Genomic DNA, 19,423 nt, shown 5'->3' on the forward strand with positions numbered 1-19,423 from the left:
CGGTCCCACTGAGCATCTTCTAGTTCGTATCGTTTAGGTGTTGTCATCGGAATGCCTCGATTCGTTTTTCCTCAGATTATACCTGAATTTTTAGTTTTCAGACAGTCCCTAGTACCCCGAATAAAAATTTTTAAATTATCACAAGCAGAATTTTGCATAAACTAGCAGAAAACCCGAACTTGTACAAACGGCTTAAGAATGCGCTTTCAAAGTAAAACGTTTAACGCAAAACTATATAAAAATATTTGTTAACTAGCGCACAATCTGGGAGTGCCGTGAACATAATTTCAAATTTTCTCTTTACAAACGTGCACGAATCCGTTATGCTAATTGTGATAAATGAAAGGGGTTTCATATTATGACATTAACGACTGCACAATTAGCAAAATACATTGACCACACTAACTTAAAGGCGGATGCTACTGAAGCTAGCATCAAGCAGACTTGTGACGAAGCTAAGAAATTTGATACAGCATCTGTCTGTGTGAACTCTTACTGGATTCCGTTCGTTGCTGAGCAATTGAAGGATAGCGACGTTAACCCAATCGCCGTTGTCGGCTTCCCACTAGGCGCTATGGCAACCGACAGTGAAGTCTTTGAAGCCAACAAAGCCATTGATGATGGTGCCGAAGAAATCGACATGGTTATCAACGTCGGCGAATTAAAAGCGGGTAACAATGATAAAGTTGGCAAAGATATTTTGGCTTTAGCTGAAGCCGTTCACGCCAAAGGTAAACTGTTGAAAGTGATCTTGGAAACTTGCCTGTTGAACAATGAAGAAATCATTCGTGCTTGCAAGTTAAGTGAACAAGCGGGTGCTGATTTCGTTAAGACTTCTACTGGTTTCTCAACTGCTGGTGCAAAGCTGGAAGACGTTAAATTAATGCGTGAAACGGTTGGCGATCGCTTAGGCGTGAAGGCTTCTGGTGGGATTCACAGCAAGGACGAAGCGTTGGCAATGATTGATGCTGGTGCCAGTCGTTTAGGTGTCAGTGCAACGGTAGCCATCTTAACCGGTGAAGCTACTGGAACGAAGTCAGGTTATTAGAATTTAGTAAGTGAAAGTGGGGATACGGATATGAAGTTCAAACGAATTTTTGGTTTAGTTATGGATTCTGTCGGGACGGGGGCCGCACCGGACTCTGTGAACTATGGTGACGAGGGCGCTGATACGCTGGGTCACGTAGGTCATTACTATGCGGGCAAGCTAGCCTTACCGAACTTGGCTAAATTAGGGATATCCAATCTCCGGGATACACCCATCGAAGGTGTTCCCGCAGCTGATGCGCCCAAAGCTTACTATGGCAAGATGCAAGAAATCTCTGCCGGTAAAGACTCAATGGATGGCCATTGGGAAATGATGGGCCTGCCAGTGCGCAAAGCATTGAGCACCTACCCTAATGGTTTTCCCGCTGATTTATTGAAGAAATTGGAAACGTTTTCCGGTCGTAAGGTGATTGGGAATCGTCCTGAATCAGGAACTAAAATTATCGCCGAATTAGGTGAACAACAGATGGCTACTGGCGATTTGATTGTTTACACGTCGGGTGATTCCGTCTTACAGATTGCCGCGCACGAAGAAGTTATTCCATTGGACGAACTCTACAAGATTTGTGAGTACGCGCGTTCCATCGTGAACGGACCAGACAACTTGATTGGTCGGGTCATCGCACGGCCATACGTTGGGCCAGATAACGAACACTTTACCCGGACCGCTAACCGGCGTGACTTCACGTTGGAACCAACTGGCGAAACCGATATGGATCGACTCCAAGCAGCTGGCGTTCACGTTGTCGGTGTGGGGAAGATTAACGATATCTTCTCTGGTCATGGGATTGATGAAGGCTACCATAACGAAAGCAACATGGATGGTATGGATCACGTCGACCACGTGATGCAAGAAGACTTCACGGGCTTCTGCTTTATCAACTTGGTTGATTTCGATGCCATGTACGGTCACCGTCGTAATCCTAAAGGTTTTGGTCAAGCACTGATGGACTTCGACCAACGACTGGGCACGGTGATGGCAAATATGCATGACGATGACTTGTTAATGATTACCGCCGATCATGGGAACGACCCTACTTATACTGGGACGGATCACACCCGTGAATTTGTACCATTGGTTGTCTACTCACCAAGCTTCAAGCAAGGTGGGAGCTTAGGCATCCGGTCACCGTTCTCAGACTTTGGCGCAACTGTGTTGGATAACTTTGGCGTGGCTGGCAACAACGTTGGTCACAGTTTCTTAGCTGACTTGAAGTAAAGCAACCAAGGAGGAAACCATCATGAGTAACCATTTGGAAGCAAAAATGGGCGATATTGCCGATACTGTCTTAATGCCTGGTGATCCATTGCGGGCGAAGTACATTGCCGAAACATTCTTAGAAAACCCTGTCTGCTACAATAAGGTTCGGAACGCTTTTGGCTATACCGGAACTTACAAGGGCCACCGGATCTCCGTACAGGGAACGGGGATGGGGATTCCATCCATCTCGATTTATGCCCATGAATTAATCAATGAGTACGGCGCTAAAAAGTTGTTCCGCGTTGGAACGGCCGGCGGGATGAGTCCAGATGTTCATGTCCGCGACGTGGTTTTAGCGCAAGGCTCAACCACTGATTCAGCCATCATTCACAACACGTTTGGCGGGGGAATTTACTACGCAACGTTGAGTGACTTTGGCTTGTTGGATGCCGCTTACCATGCTGCTAAGGATATGCAGATTCCAGTCAAAGTTGGGAATATCCTGGCTGAAGATCGTTTCTATAACGATGAAATGGATCGGCAAAAATTAGTGGACTATGGTGTGATTGCGACGGAAATGGAATCAGCAGCGCTGTTCCTGATCGCGGCGAAGTATCACGTTAAGGCGTTGTCCGTATTGACCATTAGTAACCACTTGGTAACGGGTGAATCGACCAGTCCCGAAGAACGGGAAACGTCATTCAACGACATGATTAAAGTGGCCTTGGAAGCGGCAATCGCTGACTAGTCACAAGCTAATAACTGGTGGTTTTGCCACTAAATGAGCACTGATAAAACTGGTAGTGTGACATCATGGTGGCTGATGCTGATCAGTTTGAACGTGGTGCTAGGCTACCAGTTTTAGCAAACAACGAAAAATTCAGAATAACCAAAGGAGGGCATATGATGGCGGAGACCACGGATCAACGACTGGCACAGAGCTTGGCCGTTGCTAAGATGTATTACCAATCAGATCAGAGTCAAAGTCAGATTGCCCACCAATTAGGGATCTCCCGGCCAACCGTTTCGCGGTTACTTCAGTTTGCCAGAGAGCAGGGCCTTGTTCGGATTCAAATTGTGGATCCCGTTCAGGATGTCCAGACTTTGGAACAGGCTCTGACGCGTGCCTACCACGTAGAAGTTCACGTGGTCCCAACCCAATTAACTGCAGCCAGTGAGCTGCTCAACACGGTTGGTCAGTACGCGGCACATTATCTCGAGGAAATCGTGTCCGAACACGATATTATCGGGATCGGCTGGGGGAAAACCATTTATGCGATTGGCTCGAGCTTGCAGCCAGATACGTTAACGGGTGTTGAAGTGATTCAGCTCAAGGGAAGTGTGAGCTATTCGACGGAGCATACGTACGCTTATGAAAGTATTGACGCCTTTGCCAATGCTTTTCACGCGGTTCCGCAGTATTTGCCCCTGCCGGTCATCTTTGACCACCAACAAACTAAGGAATTGGTGGAAGCAGAACGACACATTCAGTATTTACTTGAGCTGGGTAAGAAAGCTAATATTGCCATTTATTCGGTCGGAACGGTTCGGAGTTCAGCGTTGGTTTTCCAATTGGGCTACTTGCAAGATCAAGAGAAAGATTTTCTGCAGGCCCATGCGGTGGGGGATATTTTCTCCCGGTATATTGACGAAAATGGTGAAATCGTTGATCCTAAACTCAACGAGCGAACGATCGGAATTGGTCTCGATGATTTACGGCAGAAAGAACATTCGATTCTGGTGGCGGCTGGGGATGCCAAGATCCCGGCAGTCAAGGCAGCGTTATTGGGTGGTTACCCTAATTGTTTGATTATTGATCAACACGCAGCAGCACAACTACTAAAGGTTACCGCGACCACGGCGTCTCGGTAGAGGTATCTAATTAGAAATGGAGTGGCTGAAATATGAGAATGGTTGACATTATTGATAAGAAACGTAACGGTGGCGAACTAACTAAGGAAGAAATTCAAACTTTCGTAGACGGCGTTGTTTCTGGTGAAATTCCTGATTACCAAACCAGTGCCTTCTTGATGGCAACTTACTTCAAGGATATGACGGATGCGGAACGTTCCGAATTGACCATGGCAATGATGAAGTCCGGGGATCACTTGGACCTGTCAAGTATTGATGGCCTTAAGGTTGACAAGCATTCCACGGGTGGTGTCGGTGATAAGACGAGTATTCCGTTAGCGCCAATCGTTGCGGCCCTAGGCATCCCAGTGCCCATGATTTCCGGCCGGGGCTTAGGCCATACTGGTGGTACTTTGGATAAATTGGAAGCGATTCCAGGATACCAAGTTGAAATCAGTGAAGCCGACTTTATTAAGCAAGTCCAGAATCAAGGATTAGCTATTGTCGGGGCCACGGGTAACATTGCCCCCGCCGATAAGAAGATCTACGCACTGCGAGATGTGACGGATACGGTTGATTCCATTCCTTTGATTGCCAGCTCGATCATGAGTAAGAAGATTGCCTCAGGCACCGATGCGTTGGTGATTGATGTGAAGACCGGTTCCGGGGCCTTTATGAAGACCTTGGATGACTCTCGTGAATTAGCCAAAGCCTTGGTGGGTATCGGTAAGGGTGTTGGCATGAATTGTATGGCCATCATTTCCGATATGAACCAACCGCTCGGGAATGCCATTGGTAATGCGCTGGAAATCAAAGAATCCATTGATTTATTGAAGGGACAAGCTCCAGCTGATATTACGGACTTGGTCTTGACCCTAGGGTCTTACATGGTAGTCATGTCAGGTAAGACTGACAACATGGCGGAAGCACGGAAGATGTGTGAGCAAACGATTGAAGATGGCTCTGCATTGAAGAAGTTTGGGGACATGATTGAGGCACAAGGCGGTGACCGAAGTGTCATTGACCATCCAGAAATCATGCCACAAGCCAAGTACAAGATTCCACTACCTGCTAAGACCAGCGGTGTTGTGAGTCGGGTCGAAGCCGATGAAATGGGTGTTGCCAGCATGTTGCTAGGCGGCGGCCGTCAGAAGGCGGATGATCAATTAGATTATGCCGTTGGAATCATGATGAACAAGAAGGTTGGCGACAAGGTTGACGCTGGTGAACCCCTGTTAACGATCTACAGTGATCGTGAGAATGTCGATGACATTAAGGATCTGTTATACGCTAACATTGAGATCAGTGATTCTGCCAAACCATTTACGTTGATTCACGAAACGGTCCGTTAAAGATTAACTAGGTGTGGATAACCCTGAAAGTCGCAGTAATTAATGATTTTCTGGCTGAGCACTGGTTAATTACGGCAACGCGCGGTGTTGACCACATCAGTTAATCGCAGATTTTCCCGTTGATGTTTTAACCACACACGTATTGAAGAAGCTGACGTTTACGACGTCGGCTTCTTTTTTATCTCGTTTTTGGGAGAGATTGATGGACTATCATTAATAGGAAGAAAGAAATGATGGCATAGTTATATGGATTAATTGTTATGTTGAATAACGCATTAATGGGCGACAAGTTGACCGATCAGGGATGGTCCGTGCGGAAAGGTTACGAATCGGTTTTATTTTTTGAAAAGCGGACAATATCAGTGACAGCCGGCCACTTTTTGTTTAAACTTTAGGGTATAGTCAAACCATATGAACGACAGGGGATGTTACCGCCATGCTGGACAATTTATTAGCGGTTATTCGAGAAGAACATTTAGCGGAGCAGCTGTATCACAGTCTTGTAGGATTGGAAGTGGAAGAACAGCGGATTGACCAGCAGGGGCGGTTGAGTCGGCGGCCTCATCCTAGCAAATTTGGGTCCCGGACTTTCCATCCTTATTTTCAAACGGACTTTACGGAAAGCCAATTAGAGGTGATCACGGACCCCAACCCTAATATCGGGGGAACGTTGGATCAGCTCGATACCTTGCAGACGGTCGCCTACCGTACCTTGGAAGGGGATGACCGAATCTGGCCGCTGAGTATGCCGCCAGTGATGGACGAGACTGATTTACAATTCGTGGCTGATCATTTTGAGCGGCCGGCCGTTAAGCCGTACCGTGAATATTTAGTGAAGAAGTATGGGTTACAGCACGGCTGCATGACGGGGGTTCACGTGAACTACAGTCTTCCCGATCCCGTCATTCATCGGTTATTTAGTCACTATACGGATGAGTTTGAGACGATCGTCGCTTTTAAAAACGCGCTGTACTTTCGGATCGCGCAAAACTTTGTGCGTTACCAATGGTTGTTAACCTATCTTTTTGGCGCCAGTCCGATTGCTGAAGCGGGTTTCTTTGAAACGCCACCGGCTGAATTGGCGGGGCCTGTTCGGAGTATTCGCAACAGTCGGTTTGGCTTCGTTAATCGGCCGGAAGAACAGGTGACGTATGCGTCGCTGGATCGGCATTTACAACAACTCCAGGCAAAGATTGATGAGGGAACGTACTTTTCCGCTCACGAATTTTATGGACCGGTCAGATTGAAGGGCCAGGCTAATGCGCAAGACTTCCTGACTGGTGGTATCCAATATCTTGAATTACGAGATTTCGATAATACCCCGTGGACGCCTAATGGGGTTAGTCGCCACGCCCTGTATTTCCTAAAGATGTTTATGATTTATCTGATGACCCAGCCGCTACCAGCTGGGAAAGCGTTGGAGCTGTTGGCAACTGGCCGGCAACGTAATCAGCTAGTAGCATTAGAAGATCCACGGTCGGCCACGCAATTTCAGGCCAGTGGTCAACGGGTCTTTCGGGAAATGCGAGCAATGGCGGATCAACTGCAGGCGCACAATGAGCAGTGGGGCGCGATTGACGATCTTGAAGAAGTCCTCATGCACCCCGAACTCACACCTGCCGCTAAATTGGTGACGTACATTAAGGATGGCAGTCTAATGGCCTTTGGTCAGCGGGTTGCCCGGCAGTGGTATCACGATCGAATTACAGCGGCACGATTACTGCCGCAGTCGCCGCGGTTGGGTACTGAAACCCAGCGTTTGATCATGACGGCGTTACAGCTAGGCATTCGGTTTTACCAGGTGCGCGACGAAGACGGTGAGGACATGTTTATGTTTACTTTCGATGGCATTACGCAGGTCCTACAGGAACGTGATACCATGGGCAAGGCGCCAGAAGAACTGTTGCGCCGACTGTTCCCTGATTTACAGGCGCTGCCAGTAGAGGGACCACAAAAAAATAATTTATAATAATTTTGGTAAAAAGATAGCAGAATTTTGATAAAGCAATGAAAAATATTTTCACAGTCAATGTCAGTAATAGCAACGATAAACGCCCCTCACCATTATGTGGAGGGGCATTTTTTGTACGGTTTTCTGAAAATGAATTGCTTCACAAATTGGTTAAGGGGTCTTGAAAGCCTTTTAGTTTTATGATATTGTAAACGATGTCGCTTAACGTAAAACGGTTTACATACGATTTTTAGTCAACTAATTTGTCAAAAACAAAGGCCAATCCTTTGATCATTGACGACGGTTGGAAAAGGGTTGCACGTGTACCAGTGATCAATTTAGTTAAAAAGGAGAAATATCTAATGAAGAAAACGACCGTTATTAATTCCGAATTATCTACGGTAATTGCCGGCATGGGCCACATGGACTGGTTAAGTATCGGTGATGCAGGGATGCCCGTTCCTATGGGAACTAAGAAGATTGACTTAGCTTTGACTAAGCAATTGCCTAGCTTCCAGGATGTCTTGAAGAACGTTTTAGCTGAACTTGAAGTTCAAAAGATTTACTTAGCTGAAGAAATCAAGACGCAAAACCCAGAACAACTGGCGGCTATCAAGGAATTGATGCCTAACGTGGACATCGAATACATGCCACACAGCCAATTGAAGAAGGACTTAGCACAAACCCACGCCTTTGTTCGGACTGGTGAAATGACGCCATTCTCTAACATTATTCTTGAATCCGGCGTAACTTTCTAAATTTGATTTTTAGCATTCATAAAACGTTTTACCTTAATTTCATTATAAAGGAGTCTTTACCATGCAAGCAGTAGAATCTAAGCACGGTTGGACTCAGTTGGCCGATGGCTACCTGAGCAAAACCCCGCTTTTCCAATTTATTCTAGTTTCATTGATCTTCCCACTGTGGGGGACGGCCGCTAGTTTAAATGATATTTTAATCACCCAATTTAAGACGGTTTTCATGTTAAACGATGCTGCGACGGCGTTCGTTCAAAGTGCCTTCTACGGTGGTTATTTCTTAATTGCCATTCCAGCCTCATTAATCATCAAAAAGAACAGTTATAAATTTGCTATTATGACCGGGCTGATCTTCTACATCGTGGGTTGTGGGTTATTCTTCCCAGCTTCTCACTTGGCTACTTACAGTATGTTCTTAGTTGCGATCTTTGCGATTGCCATTGGTTTGAGCTTCTTGGAAACTTCCTGTGATACTTACAGTTCCATGCTTGGACCTAAGGAACATGCAACGATGCGGTTAAACTTCTCCCAAACGTTGGTGCCACTAGGCGACATCATGGGGATCGTTTTAGGTAAGTACCTGATCTTCGGTTCCGTTGATAACTTGGCTAACAAGATGAGCACGATGCACGGAGCAGAACGCTTAGCTTATGGTGAAAAGATGTTGCAGCTGACATTACGGCCATACAAGTACATCTTGATTGTGCTGATTGTGATGTTCGTTATCTTTGCCTTATCACCAATGCCTCGCGCTAAGGCAACCAAGACGGTTGAAGGTTCCGATGAAGCCGTTGAAGATCGTCCTAGCTTAGGCGAAACGATCAAGTACCTGTCACACAACAAGCGTTACATGAAGGGTGTTTTAACGCAATTCTTCTACGCTGGTTTACAGACGACGGTTTGGTCATTCACGATTCGTTTGGCTTTGAACTTGAACCATCAGATTACCGATAGTGCTGCTTCAACTTTCATGATCTACAGTTACATTGCATGGTTCGTTGGTAAGTTGGTTGCCAATGTCTTCATGAGCAAGTTCTCCATTACTGGTGTCTTAACCTGGTTCTCTCTGTTGGGGACGTTGGCATTAGTTGTGACGTTCACGATTCCTAACATGATTGCGGTTTACACAGCAATCTTGACCAGTTTCTTCTTCGGCCCAGAATGGCCAACGATCTACACCCACACGTTGGATGCTATCGAAGAAAAGCGTTACACGGAAACTGGTGGTGCCATCATCGTTATGGCCTTGATCGGTGGGGCAATTATCCCAGCCATCCAAGGTTTGGTATCAGATGCTTCTGGTTCAATGCAATTCTCATTCGTTGTCCCAACGCTCTGCTACGCTTTGATCACGTTGTACTTCTTCTTCGAACACCGTTTCGAAAAGAAACACCCAGACGAAGTGCAAGAACACTAATTTATCAGTTAACAGAAGCCAGTCGCGCTCTTTGCCGACTGGCTTTTTTCTGCAACTATGCGAGAAAAAATAATAATGCGTAGACTGCAGACGTATTTTGGGCTGGCAGCTATGACAACGGTAACTGATAACCACATGAAAATAGGGGGACCTTACTGAGTGAACTTACCGCAGCTAGAGACAAAAAGTGAAAGACCGAAAGCTGTTGCCAGAGTTTCTGTCTATTGTGCGGAGCTGCCGCCTTACCGTTCGCCAAATTTGAGCTGGAGCGCTGTGGGGAGGACGGCTCGAGCCATAGAGCGGTCTCGAACCTCGCTTTGAGCCGAGAATCACGTCTCAAAGCCGCCATTTACCAAGAAAACCCACTTGGTAAATCCCACGGCTGAGCTCAAAGTTGACTCACTCTCGGCTAGGTGGAAGTTAGCGACCATCATTGGTTAAATGATGGTGAACCAAATGGTTAGTCGTTCTGTCATTCAAAGGGCTACCATTAACCGGAGGAGGGCAGAGGTGGAGCCAGCTATGTCGACGGTGTTAGCCGATTCTCGGCTTACAGCGTGGGACGTGTTGGGAGACCGGTGGTTTCCCGGGCTGCCAACCGAGCCGGAGGACCGCTCCTTAGGCCGCAGGCGGTCCCCATAGCAGGCGGAATCTCTGCCAGCCGCAGGTGACTGGTTTAGAGTGCTTTTCAGTCGGTTACTCTGACCACATCAAGCTTCAACACCAAACTTTTTCTCTAATCTTTAAGGGTTAATAAAAACCGCGGACTGTCGTTATCTTCAAACAGTTCGCGGTGTTATTTAGGCTAAAAATTATTCTTCAGTGGACGGTTTGCGCCGCCGTTGGTGGATAAAGTAAATAGGGAGACCGATCAGGGTCAATGCGAGGCCAGTGACCGCCAGTCCAGTTTCAGTGACTAGGGTGGTGACGACGATGAAGATTCCGCCGACCAACGCAATCAAGGGAATGATTGGGAACCCAGGCACCTTATATGGCCGACTCAGTTCCGGTTCGCGTTTGCGCAGAACGAAGATGGCGATAAAGATCAGGCAGTTAAAGAGCCACATGACAAAGACCAACATGTCGGTCAGAATATCGAAGCTGCCCATTAACATCATCAGTAGGGCGATCCCAAATTGGACACTACCGGCAAAATAAGGGACGTATGTCCGCCGAGAAAGGCGACCAAAGTACTTGGACAAGGGCAGACTGTCTTCGGTAGCGAGTGCATAAGGTACCCGCATCCCCGTCATCGTGTAGCCGTTAATGGCCCCGTAGACGGAAATGAGAATCCCAATGGTCACTAACTTACCCCCGAACTCGCCGAAGAGACGCATGGCAGCCTCAGCCGCAGCGTTTTGATTGCCGGCGATCATGTCGACGGGTAACGTCCGTAAGAAAACCAGATTAATCAGCGTGTAGACCACGGTGATGAGAGCCAGCCCGAGAACAATCGCCCGGGGGAGATCCCGTTCCGGATGCTTCATTTCGCCAGCAATATTACCAATGTTGATCCAGCCGTCATAGGCGAACATAGTCGCGAGTAAGCTGGAGGCAAAGGCCCCACCGAAGCCGATGTGGTCGCCAGTGGTGATTGGCCAAAACTGAATGGTCGTGTGCGCTGGCGCGAAGAGGCCAAAGATAACGATGACCACAATGGGAATGAGTTTGAAAATGAGTGCGATCGACTGAACACGGCCACCGACTCGGGCACCTAAGAAATTCAAACCGGTCAGACTCAATCCACAGATAATAGCGATCGGTAATTTCCAAGCAGTGTCAATCTGAAACAAGTTAACGAACTGGACACCAAAGATGATGGATAAGGCCGCAATGTTGGCCGGATAGTAGACCAGCATTTGGGCCCAACCCATGAGAAAACCCACGGGCTTGCCGTAGGTGTATTCAAGGTAGCGCATGGCCCCACCGGTCCGCGGAATAGCAGCGGCAAGTTCTGCGCTGGTAAGACCAGCACAGATGGTGAGCAGGCCCCCCAGTAGCCAGGCAACGAGGGTCATGTTAGCGGAATGGTTGGCGGCCACCACGCTAGCGGTCTTGAAGAAGACCCCACCACCGATGACGGTTCCCATGACGGTAGCGAGGGCGGTAAACGTGCCGATTTCGCGGCGTAACTCCTTTGCCAAAATAAAGACTCCTTTTTCTCTCAAATGCTTAGATTTAACCATTATAGCACGGAAACTGGGGCTTCGTGTACACGGAAATTGATTTTTCCGGGGATGGATTCTCCGGGCGAGCGTTATGGTCAAGTAGAATTATTATGTCAGATTGGTAGTCGATATTCAATATATTTCATACCATAAATTTAATGATAAAGGGATCAGGGGTAGTGCTGCCGCGGCTACGTGCTCCAAATATAAATCCAATTAAGCTAATAGGCGATCAGAAAAAAATGGTTGGCAACTCGATAGTTCGAGCTGCCAACCATTTGCAGATATAGCTGTTTTTCTAAAATATCAATTTGTGAAGATCACCCTAGTGAAAGGCGAGGTTTAGGAGTAAGACAATCAGGAGACCCACGATAGAAATCACGGTTTCCAAGACGGTCCAAATACTCAGGGTTTGCTTAACCGTCAAATCGAAATATTCTCTGAACATCCAGAACCCGGCATCGTTCACGTGGGAAGCCGCCAATGATCCGGCGCCGATAGCAAGTACCATCAGTGCAGGGTCCACCCCGGCCTGAGCCATCAGGGGCGCGACAATCCCGGCAGCGGTCAGCGCGGATACCGTCGCTGATCCCAAAGCGATCCGCAAGACTACGGCGACTAACCAGCCGAGCAGAAGGGGTGACATATTAGTGTCGATGAAGATCTTAGCGACTTCTTTACCAACACCACCATCAATGAGGACTTGCTTGAAGGCCCCACCACCACCGATAACCAAGAGCAGCATAGCAATTGATTTAACGGCATTTTCGATCGAGGCCATGATCTCGGAGGTCTTACGGTTACGGCCCCAACCCATGGTGAACATGGCGACAATCAGTGAGATCAGCATGGCAATGGCCGGATCACCGATTAAGGCGACAATCTGATCCAGCATCGACGCATTCTTGGTAGGCGTGGCGCCACCGTCGACGGTCATCTTGTAAATCGTGGTGATCGCCATGAGAATAACGGGGAAGAGGGAAGTCAGCACGGATAATCCAAAGCTCGGGGACTCAGACGGTTTGAACGTCTTGACCTCACCCAGAGAGGAGAGGTTACCCTTCCGTTCGAATGCCGCTGGTGCGTAGCGTTGCGCCAACTTCGTGAACATTGGTCCTGCCACAATGGCACTAGGGATGGCGACCACTAGCCCGAACAGCAGCACTTTTCCATCGTTGGCATTTAAAATGGCGGCGATGGCAACTGGTGCGGGATGTGGCGGTAAGAAGCCGTGGGTAACAGACAAAGCAGCGGCCATAGAGATTCCCAGGTAAAGAATTGGAACCTGGGCTTCAATGGCAATCGCGAAGACGATAGGGATTAAGAGGACCATCCCGACTTCGAAGAAGAGCGCAATCCCTAGAATAAATGAAGCAACCATAATGGCCATTTGCAAGCGCTTTTTCCCGAATTTATCGATCAACGTCGTAGCAATCACGTAGGCCCCACCGGCGTCGGCAACTAACCGACCCAGCATGGCACCAAATCCAAAGACCAAGGAGAGTTCGCCCAATTGGCTACCAATCCCGGCCTCAACAGTCGCAGCAATCTTGGTGAGATCCATCCCCAGTAGAATCGCAGTGAGGACGGAGGTTAAGATCAGGGAGACGAAAGTATTGATTTTAAATTTGATGATTAAAACCAATAAAAAAATGACCCCGATGACTAAAGCTATAAGTTCCATAAGGTAAGCCCTTTCATTTTTAGATTTATGAAAAGCCGATGCATCAGCACCGGCTTCTCACTGTAAGCAAACATTATTGTACCTGATAAGTTCTGAAATCGCCACAATAACGTTTCATAAATTTTTTAATTAGTTTACTTACTTTCTGAAAATTTAAGGGGCTCATTTATTTCTTATCGGAAATGTTTACGTGAGTCCGTTGATATTCAGCAATATTCTTGTATTCAGATTGCAATTGCCGGCTGAGGCGAATGTAGATCGGAACCAAGGCCCGGTAAGCACTGTACGTTTCTGGATTAGGGTGGTGAACATTGGCCACACCGATGAAGTTCTTCACAACGGAGAGGTTGTCGATCATACCTAATGCGTACATCCCCAAGGTAGCTGCCCCTAAGGCCGTTCCTTCAGGACTCTCGGGAATCGTCACATCTTGTTCGAAGATGTCCGCTAACATTTGCCGCCAGAGAGCGGAGCGGGCAAAGCCACCAGTTGCTTGAATGCTAGAAGGTTTCCCTACGACTTCTTCGAGCGCTAACATCACGGTGTAAAGGTTGTAGACAATCCCTTCGAGGGCTGCCCGCACCATGTGGGCCCGAGAATGCGTCCGGGTCAGACCGAAGAAGGAACCACGAGCGTTGGCGTCCCAGATAGGGGCCCGTTCGCCACCTAAGAATGGGTGGAAGATCAAGCCATCGGAGCCGGCAGGGATCTTTTCCGCGATTTCCGTTAACAGGTCGTAAGAGTCAACGTGCATCTGTTCTGCGGTCAGCTTTTCTGGGGCAAAGAGTTGGTCACGGACCCAGCGGAAGACAATCCCACCGTTGTTGACCGGACCACCGACAACCCAGTGATTTTTGGACAGGTAGTAACAGAAGACCCGGCCCTTAGGATCAATCTTCGGCTTATCGGTGACAACCCGGACGGCACCAGAGGTTCCAATGGTCACGGCAACGACGCCAGGATCAATCGCGTTGACCCCTAAGTTGGCCAAAGGACCGTCTGAAGCACCCATGACGAATGGTGTTTCGGGGTCAATCCCAATCACACCAGCGTAGTCCGCCTTCATACCAGTTAATTGATCAGTGGTATCGACCAGCTTAGGCAGCTGTTCCCGGGTGATTCCGGCAACTTCCAAGGCTTGGTCGTCCCAGTCCATGTTGAAGATGTTAAATAGCCCGGTAGCGTTGGCGATCGAGTAATCTTCTTGCAAGACACCGAATAATTTGTAGATCACGTATTCTTTGATACCCACAAACCAACGCGCTTGCTTGAACAGATCAGCCTTTTCGTGACGTAGCCAGATCAGTTTGCTCAGTGGCGTCATTGGGTGAATCGGGGTCCCGGTCTTTTCGTAAAGTTGTTTGCCGACGCCATTTTCTCGTAATTCGTCGGCGTATTTAACAGCCCGGTTATCGGCCCAGGTGATGGCGCGCGTCAGTGGCTTATGATTCTCGTCCAACAGAATGAGACTGTGCATGGCAGCGGAGAAGGAAACCCCGTGAAGATCGCCGTGCTTCAAATCAGCCTTCCGTAAAACGGTCGTCATCCCATCAATGATGGCAGAGAAGATTTCTTCTGGGTCTTCTTCCGCCATGTCTGGGACGTCCTGGTAGAGGGGATACAGGTTATTTGAATAACCTTGCATTTTGCCCGCAGTATCGTAGAGAACGGTCTTAACACTGGTCGTGCCAATATCGACCCCAATCATGTAGTCCATAGTGCTCTTCCTTTCGTGGTGCCTCAATTATTAAATGAAAAAAATCATCCTGAAAAGTACGATAACGCATCATTGCGGAGAACGCAACGACAACGCTTGCAAAAAGCCATAATCGTGACTCAAACGGTCAATTGACCGCGCAGATGTAAAATTTCCGTCTCGCCCATTATATGAAAAGAAGTTTCACATTTCAAGTGAAATGTTGTAAAATGTTTACAAAAGGTAATCTTTTAAAAATTGTTGGAAGGGGGCGGCGACTATCGCACGCTCAACCATTGGAAAGATTCGGGGGACGTATGATCAGTTATCTCGAACAGAAAAAAAGGTAGCCCAGTTGGCACTGGACAATCCGGCAGTGGTCAGTGAAATGACGATTAAGGAATTGGCGAGTGCCACGGGGGTGTCGACGGCGACGATTTCCCGTTTCGTCAAACGCATGAATTACTCAAACTATCGGGAATTCACGATGGCCTTGGCCCATACAGCTGCAGAGATGACGCCGCAACAGAATAGTTTTCCGGAACTGGCCGAAGGGGATTCACTCGCGACGATTGCTAATAAGACCTTCCGTTTCTCTATGAATTCGTTGCGGGCCACGAATGAGGCGCTGAACGAAGACGATTTAGCTCGCGCCGTGATCAAGATTATCAATGCAAAAACGGTGGCATTCTTTGGGTTAGGTGGTTCCGCCGTGGCTGCTTTGGACGGCTATCACAAATTTCTTCGGACACCACTCAATGTGACCTATCATCCGGATTATGATATTCAGCTGATGCAAGCAGCCCGGATGAACGCGCAGGACTGTGCGATTGTGATTTCACATTCAGGTCGGAATCACGAAACGCTAGAAATTGTGCGGGAGTTAAAGCGCAATGGTGTGGCGATCATCGTCATTACCAGTTACAGTGGATCGGAATTGGCTCAGGCTGCGGCCGTAACTTTCCTATCACTCACGGATGAGGTCAAGTACCGTTCTGAAGGGATGTATTCGTTGATTTCGCAGATGACCATCCTGGATAGTCTTTTTATGATGACTGTCTTGCGCAGTTCTTCACGTACAAAACCAGTCTTGACTCGCGTTCGCGATGTTATTGAACAGACCCGCTATGATTCGTAGACTCATGGTATAATAGACGGCATACCTTCCAGATCGGGGAAGTGATGCCGTCTTTGTCTTATGGTGATGGTGGCGCGGACCCGCTGAGAACTAGTGAGATGACGTAAAGGAGAATGGTGATCAACGGTGAAACGACGTGACTATCAACCCATATACGATAATACGTTTCGACGTCGGCGCCGATCCCGTCGTTGGTTAGTGACGGTATTCATACTGATCCTCATCATTGGTGGCGGTTGGGGCTGGTACCAATGGGATGCCCATCAGCGTGCCCAGGTTGCCAGTTATCCGGTTCGCGGGGTGACCGTTAATCAAGACAGTGGTTATCTGGATTTCCAGCAGCTAGCGAAGCACGAAACGTTTGTGTATTTGCAGGCCACCTCTGGCGCGACGTATACCGATGATGATTTTAGCGATAACTATTCGCGCTCCCAAGGTGCCAGCATTCAGGTGGGGGTGGCCCATACGTTTAGCTTCACCACGTCAGCGCAACGGCAGTACGCTCATTTTACGAGTACGGTGAAACGGAATACGGGAACGTTGCCGATCATGGTAGCAGTTAGTTACTATGGCAAATACAACAGCGGTAATTCAACGATGGCAACGCAAGGACAGAAACTGAAACAATTGGTGACCCGGTTGAATCGCCGTTATCATCAGGGAGTCGTGATCTTTGCTAGTCGTGCCGTGCTCAACCAGTTCGTGAAGCCGGTTTTGCCGCAGCAGGATTATTGGACCGCTGGTGGCAAGCTATCGGGGCACTCACAGCAGGTTAAACTGATCGAGTACCAAGCCAACGGCACGGTGACCCAGAATGGACAAGAATTGCCGGTGGCTAGATCGGTGTTTAACGGCAGTCAACGCGAGTGGCATGCTTTTACGAAATAAAAACGACGGGATTAAAAATAGCAGGTTGAACAGAACAAGATGTTCAGCCTGCTATTTCTAAATGGATTGAAAGATAAAGTACTCTCAGTAGTGAGAGGCATTCGTACCGTTAAACTAGATTAAATTGACCGCGCTCCGGCTGCCAGAAATTCCGCCTGCTGTGGGGACGCTTCAGCCTGGAAGGGCGTCAGTCTTCTCGCTCGATTTGAAGCCACGAAGATCACGTGTCTTCAAAGTCGCCCGTGCTGTAAGCTGGCTGAAAAATCACCAGCTAACACCACTTTCACGGCTGGCTCCATCCCTGGCCTCCTCCGGCTCTGATGGCGTTTTTCCTAGGCAACAGTTGAGAAAGCGTGGTTACTCAGTGTTTTCAGTTCGTTTGATAACGACTGCGACAGTCATATCTCAGTTGCCTAAAAATACTCGTGTAAGCCGTGAGGTCGGCAGATATGGGCTCAGGCGCGTCGTTCTATTTAGTTAGTAAGTGAACTGTTTACTGGCTTAGTAGAAAACCAAGCTTGTAGACTCGGGTCTTTCGAGGCTTCAAGTTGTGTTCGTGCCGTTCCAGCCCATGGCTGCCGGCCGGTAAGGCGAAGGGACCTCTATGTTGCCTAACTTTAACGCTACGGTTGTTGCTAGGCAAAGCTAAAAGGGCGACAATCATGGCAAAATAAAAGGACACAGCGACGGTGGCTGTGTCCAGAATGAGTTGTATGTTAGCGGCTTAATCAGCTGATTCTAACGGCTGCATTGCGTAAGTACAGTCATCGGCTTCATCGAAAAAGGAAATTGGTTGACGTTCGTTGGCGTGAATCGTCAGGTGATAGCCAAATTTATCTTGAAAAGTAAGCTGCGTGTCATTCAAATTTTTGACGGAAACTTGCAATGGGTGGTTATCAATCTGCACGTCAAGATTAGGACTAATTTCTAACCGGTGACGCCGCTGGTTGTGGGGGTCAACAAACTGCCACGTACCGACATAAAATAACGGCGATTCACTGGGCTGAGGTTTCTTCTTTCTGCGTAATGAGAATCCGCCTGTCAAACCAGCTACGAGTGAAATGCCAAATAATGCGATCTCCCGACCTTTCACCGGTAATCCCTCCCTTGAATTAGTAGTTACTCTCAATATAACATTTTTGGACAGAAAACACGTCATTTTTCACTTAGTTTTGGAAGAAATTTAATTCGTGGCTATCCCTCGTGCAAGCTGACTGTTAGAATAAAGTTAATGACAGATAATTGATGGAGGGATTGCAATGATTCGCATTGGAACTGTAGGAACAAACTGGATTACGCAACAATTAGTTGAGGCAGTTGCCTTATCACAGCGGTACACCTTAGCTGGTGTCTTTTCGCGGCATCAGGATACGGCGGATGCCTTCGCCACTAAGAACCACGCTGAAAAGGGCTACACCGATTATGAAACGATGTTAGACACTGCCAACTTGGACGTGGTCTACATCGCTTCCCCCAACAGTCTCCACTTCAAACAAGCGATGGCCGCGATTGATCGCGACATTTCGATCATCGTCGAAAAGCCTGCTTTTAGCAACCGGCGTGAAATGACGGCGATTATGGCCGAATTAAAGCAACACCCAACCGTGAAGTACTTTGAAGCGGCGCGGCACGTGCACACCCCAAACTTTAAGGCAATTGAAAAGGCCTTGACGGCGTTACCAACGGTGCAAGGCGCAGCGTTGACGTACATGAAGTATTCTTCTCGTTACGATAATGTCTTGAATGGGGAACGGCCAAATGTCTTCACTAAGGAATTCTCCGGCGGTGCACTGCAAGATCTAGGGGTTTATCCAATCTATTTGGCGATTGCGTTATTTGGTCAGCCAGAAAATGTGGCCTTCTTCCCAACCATTATCGCTACGGGTGCCGACGGTAAGGGCTTGGCAGTCCTGCGGTATGGCGACTTTGACGTAACGGTAAACTTTGGTAAGACGACGAACTCCTATGCGTTGTCAGAAATTTATGGCTTGAAGGAAACCATTACGATCGACAGTGCTGGTGAGTTGACACACGTTGAGGAACGGGACGCCCAGGGGCAGACGACGGATTTGAGTGCGGCCGACTTGGCCAATCCAATGTTGCCTGAGGCGGAAGACTTTGCTCGTATTTTGGAAAATCCAACGGACGCTAAAAATGTGGCGGACTACCAACGTTGGTTACAGTGGAGTCTGACGGTCAACCAAGTTCTGTTTGATCTCCGGGTCTCCGCTAATTTGAAATTCCCAGCCGATCAACACTAGAAAGAGGAAAA

General features: G+C 48.0%; 15 protein-coding genes. 11 read left to right on the plus strand and 4 right to left on the minus strand.

Features of this window, described 5'->3' with window-relative positions; all coding sequences use genetic code 11:
- The first annotated feature begins 358 nt into the window (after positions 1-358).
- From deoC to fucP, 8 genes are all read left to right on the plus strand, one after another.
- Positions 359-1,048, plus strand: a complete 690-nt coding sequence (gene deoC / locus HF569_RS11245; RefSeq protein ID WP_168902498.1) for a deoxyribose-phosphate aldolase — start codon at positions 359-361, stop codon at positions 1,046-1,048.
- 30 nt (positions 1,049-1,078) lie between these two features.
- Entirely contained in the window at positions 1,079-2,266 is a 1,188-nt protein-coding gene (locus HF569_RS11250; protein WP_168902499.1) for a phosphopentomutase, read from the plus strand.
- Between the two features lie 22 nt (positions 2,267-2,288).
- Positions 2,289-2,996 (plus strand): purine-nucleoside phosphorylase, encoded by a 708-nt coding sequence (deoD, locus tag HF569_RS11255; protein WP_168848794.1) that lies wholly within the window; start codon positions 2,289-2,291, stop codon positions 2,994-2,996.
- 158 nt (positions 2,997-3,154) lie between these two features.
- Positions 3,155-4,120 carry a sugar-binding transcriptional regulator gene (locus tag HF569_RS11260; protein ID WP_168848795.1) on the plus strand — a complete coding sequence of 322 codons (966 nt, stop codon included), beginning with the start codon at positions 3,155-3,157 and terminating at the stop codon, positions 4,118-4,120.
- Between the two features lie 32 nt (positions 4,121-4,152).
- Positions 4,153-5,451 carry a pyrimidine-nucleoside phosphorylase gene (locus tag HF569_RS11265; protein WP_168902500.1) on the plus strand — a complete coding sequence of 433 codons (1,299 nt, stop codon included), beginning with the start codon at positions 4,153-4,155 and terminating at the stop codon, positions 5,449-5,451.
- 436 nt (positions 5,452-5,887) lie between these two features.
- Positions 5,888-7,420, plus strand: a complete 1,533-nt coding sequence (locus tag HF569_RS11270; RefSeq protein ID WP_168902501.1) for a gamma-glutamylcysteine synthetase — start codon at positions 5,888-5,890, stop codon at positions 7,418-7,420.
- Between the two features lie 344 nt (positions 7,421-7,764).
- Entirely contained in the window at positions 7,765-8,160 is a 396-nt protein-coding gene (rbsD, locus tag HF569_RS11275; RefSeq protein ID WP_168902502.1) for a D-ribose pyranase, read from the plus strand.
- Positions 8,161-8,221: 61 nt separating this feature from the next.
- Positions 8,222-9,577, plus strand: a complete 1,356-nt coding sequence (gene fucP, locus HF569_RS11280) for an L-fucose:H+ symporter permease (protein ID WP_168902503.1) — start codon at positions 8,222-8,224, stop codon at positions 9,575-9,577.
- 812 nt (positions 9,578-10,389) lie between these two features.
- Here the strand turns inward: fucP and HF569_RS11285 are convergent.
- The 3 genes from HF569_RS11285 to gntK all read right to left on the minus strand — a co-directional run bounded on the left by HF569_RS11285 (position 10,390) and on the right by gntK (position 15,146).
- Positions 10,390-11,724, minus strand: a complete 1,335-nt coding sequence (locus HF569_RS11285) for an APC family permease (protein WP_332870978.1) — start codon at positions 11,722-11,724, stop codon at positions 10,390-10,392.
- 346 nt (positions 11,725-12,070) lie between these two features.
- Complete coding sequence (locus tag HF569_RS11290) at positions 12,071-13,429, minus strand: gluconate:H+ symporter (RefSeq protein WP_168902505.1); 1,359 nt, start codon at positions 13,427-13,429, stop codon at positions 12,071-12,073.
- A 166-nt stretch (positions 13,430-13,595) separates the two neighbouring features.
- Positions 13,596-15,146 carry a gluconokinase gene (gene gntK / locus HF569_RS11295; protein ID WP_168902506.1) on the minus strand — a complete coding sequence of 517 codons (1,551 nt, stop codon included), beginning with the start codon at positions 15,144-15,146 and terminating at the stop codon, positions 13,596-13,598.
- 334 nt (positions 15,147-15,480) lie between these two features.
- Here gntK and HF569_RS11300 point away from each other — a divergent pair, with 334 nt between their 5' ends.
- Together HF569_RS11300 and HF569_RS11305 are read left to right on the plus strand one after the other, a co-directional pair.
- Complete coding sequence (locus tag HF569_RS11300) at positions 15,481-16,263, plus strand: MurR/RpiR family transcriptional regulator (RefSeq protein WP_232842622.1); 783 nt, start codon at positions 15,481-15,483, stop codon at positions 16,261-16,263.
- Between the two features lie 126 nt (positions 16,264-16,389).
- Positions 16,390-17,151 carry a GH25 family lysozyme gene (locus tag HF569_RS11305; protein ID WP_168902507.1) on the plus strand — a complete coding sequence of 254 codons (762 nt, stop codon included), beginning with the start codon at positions 16,390-16,392 and terminating at the stop codon, positions 17,149-17,151.
- A gap of 724 nt (positions 17,152-17,875) precedes the next feature.
- On the opposite strand, the gene HF569_RS11310 is transcribed toward HF569_RS11305, so the two are convergent.
- The gene (locus tag HF569_RS11310; protein ID WP_168850403.1) at positions 17,876-18,244 is read right to left on the minus strand and encodes a DUF4828 domain-containing protein; all 369 of its coding nucleotides are present in this window, start codon (positions 18,242-18,244) and stop codon (positions 17,876-17,878) included.
- A gap of 166 nt (positions 18,245-18,410) precedes the next feature.
- Here HF569_RS11310 and HF569_RS11315 point away from each other — a divergent pair, with 166 nt between their 5' ends.
- Entirely contained in the window at positions 18,411-19,412 is a 1,002-nt protein-coding gene (locus HF569_RS11315; protein ID WP_168902508.1) for a Gfo/Idh/MocA family protein, read from the plus strand.
- The last annotated feature ends 11 nt before the right edge of the window (positions 19,413-19,423 follow it).

Origin of the sequence: Levilactobacillus tujiorum, assembly GCF_012641185.1 — a bacterium.
In the GTDB taxonomy this organism is placed as follows: domain Bacteria; phylum Bacillota; class Bacilli; order Lactobacillales; family Lactobacillaceae; genus Levilactobacillus; species Levilactobacillus tujiorum.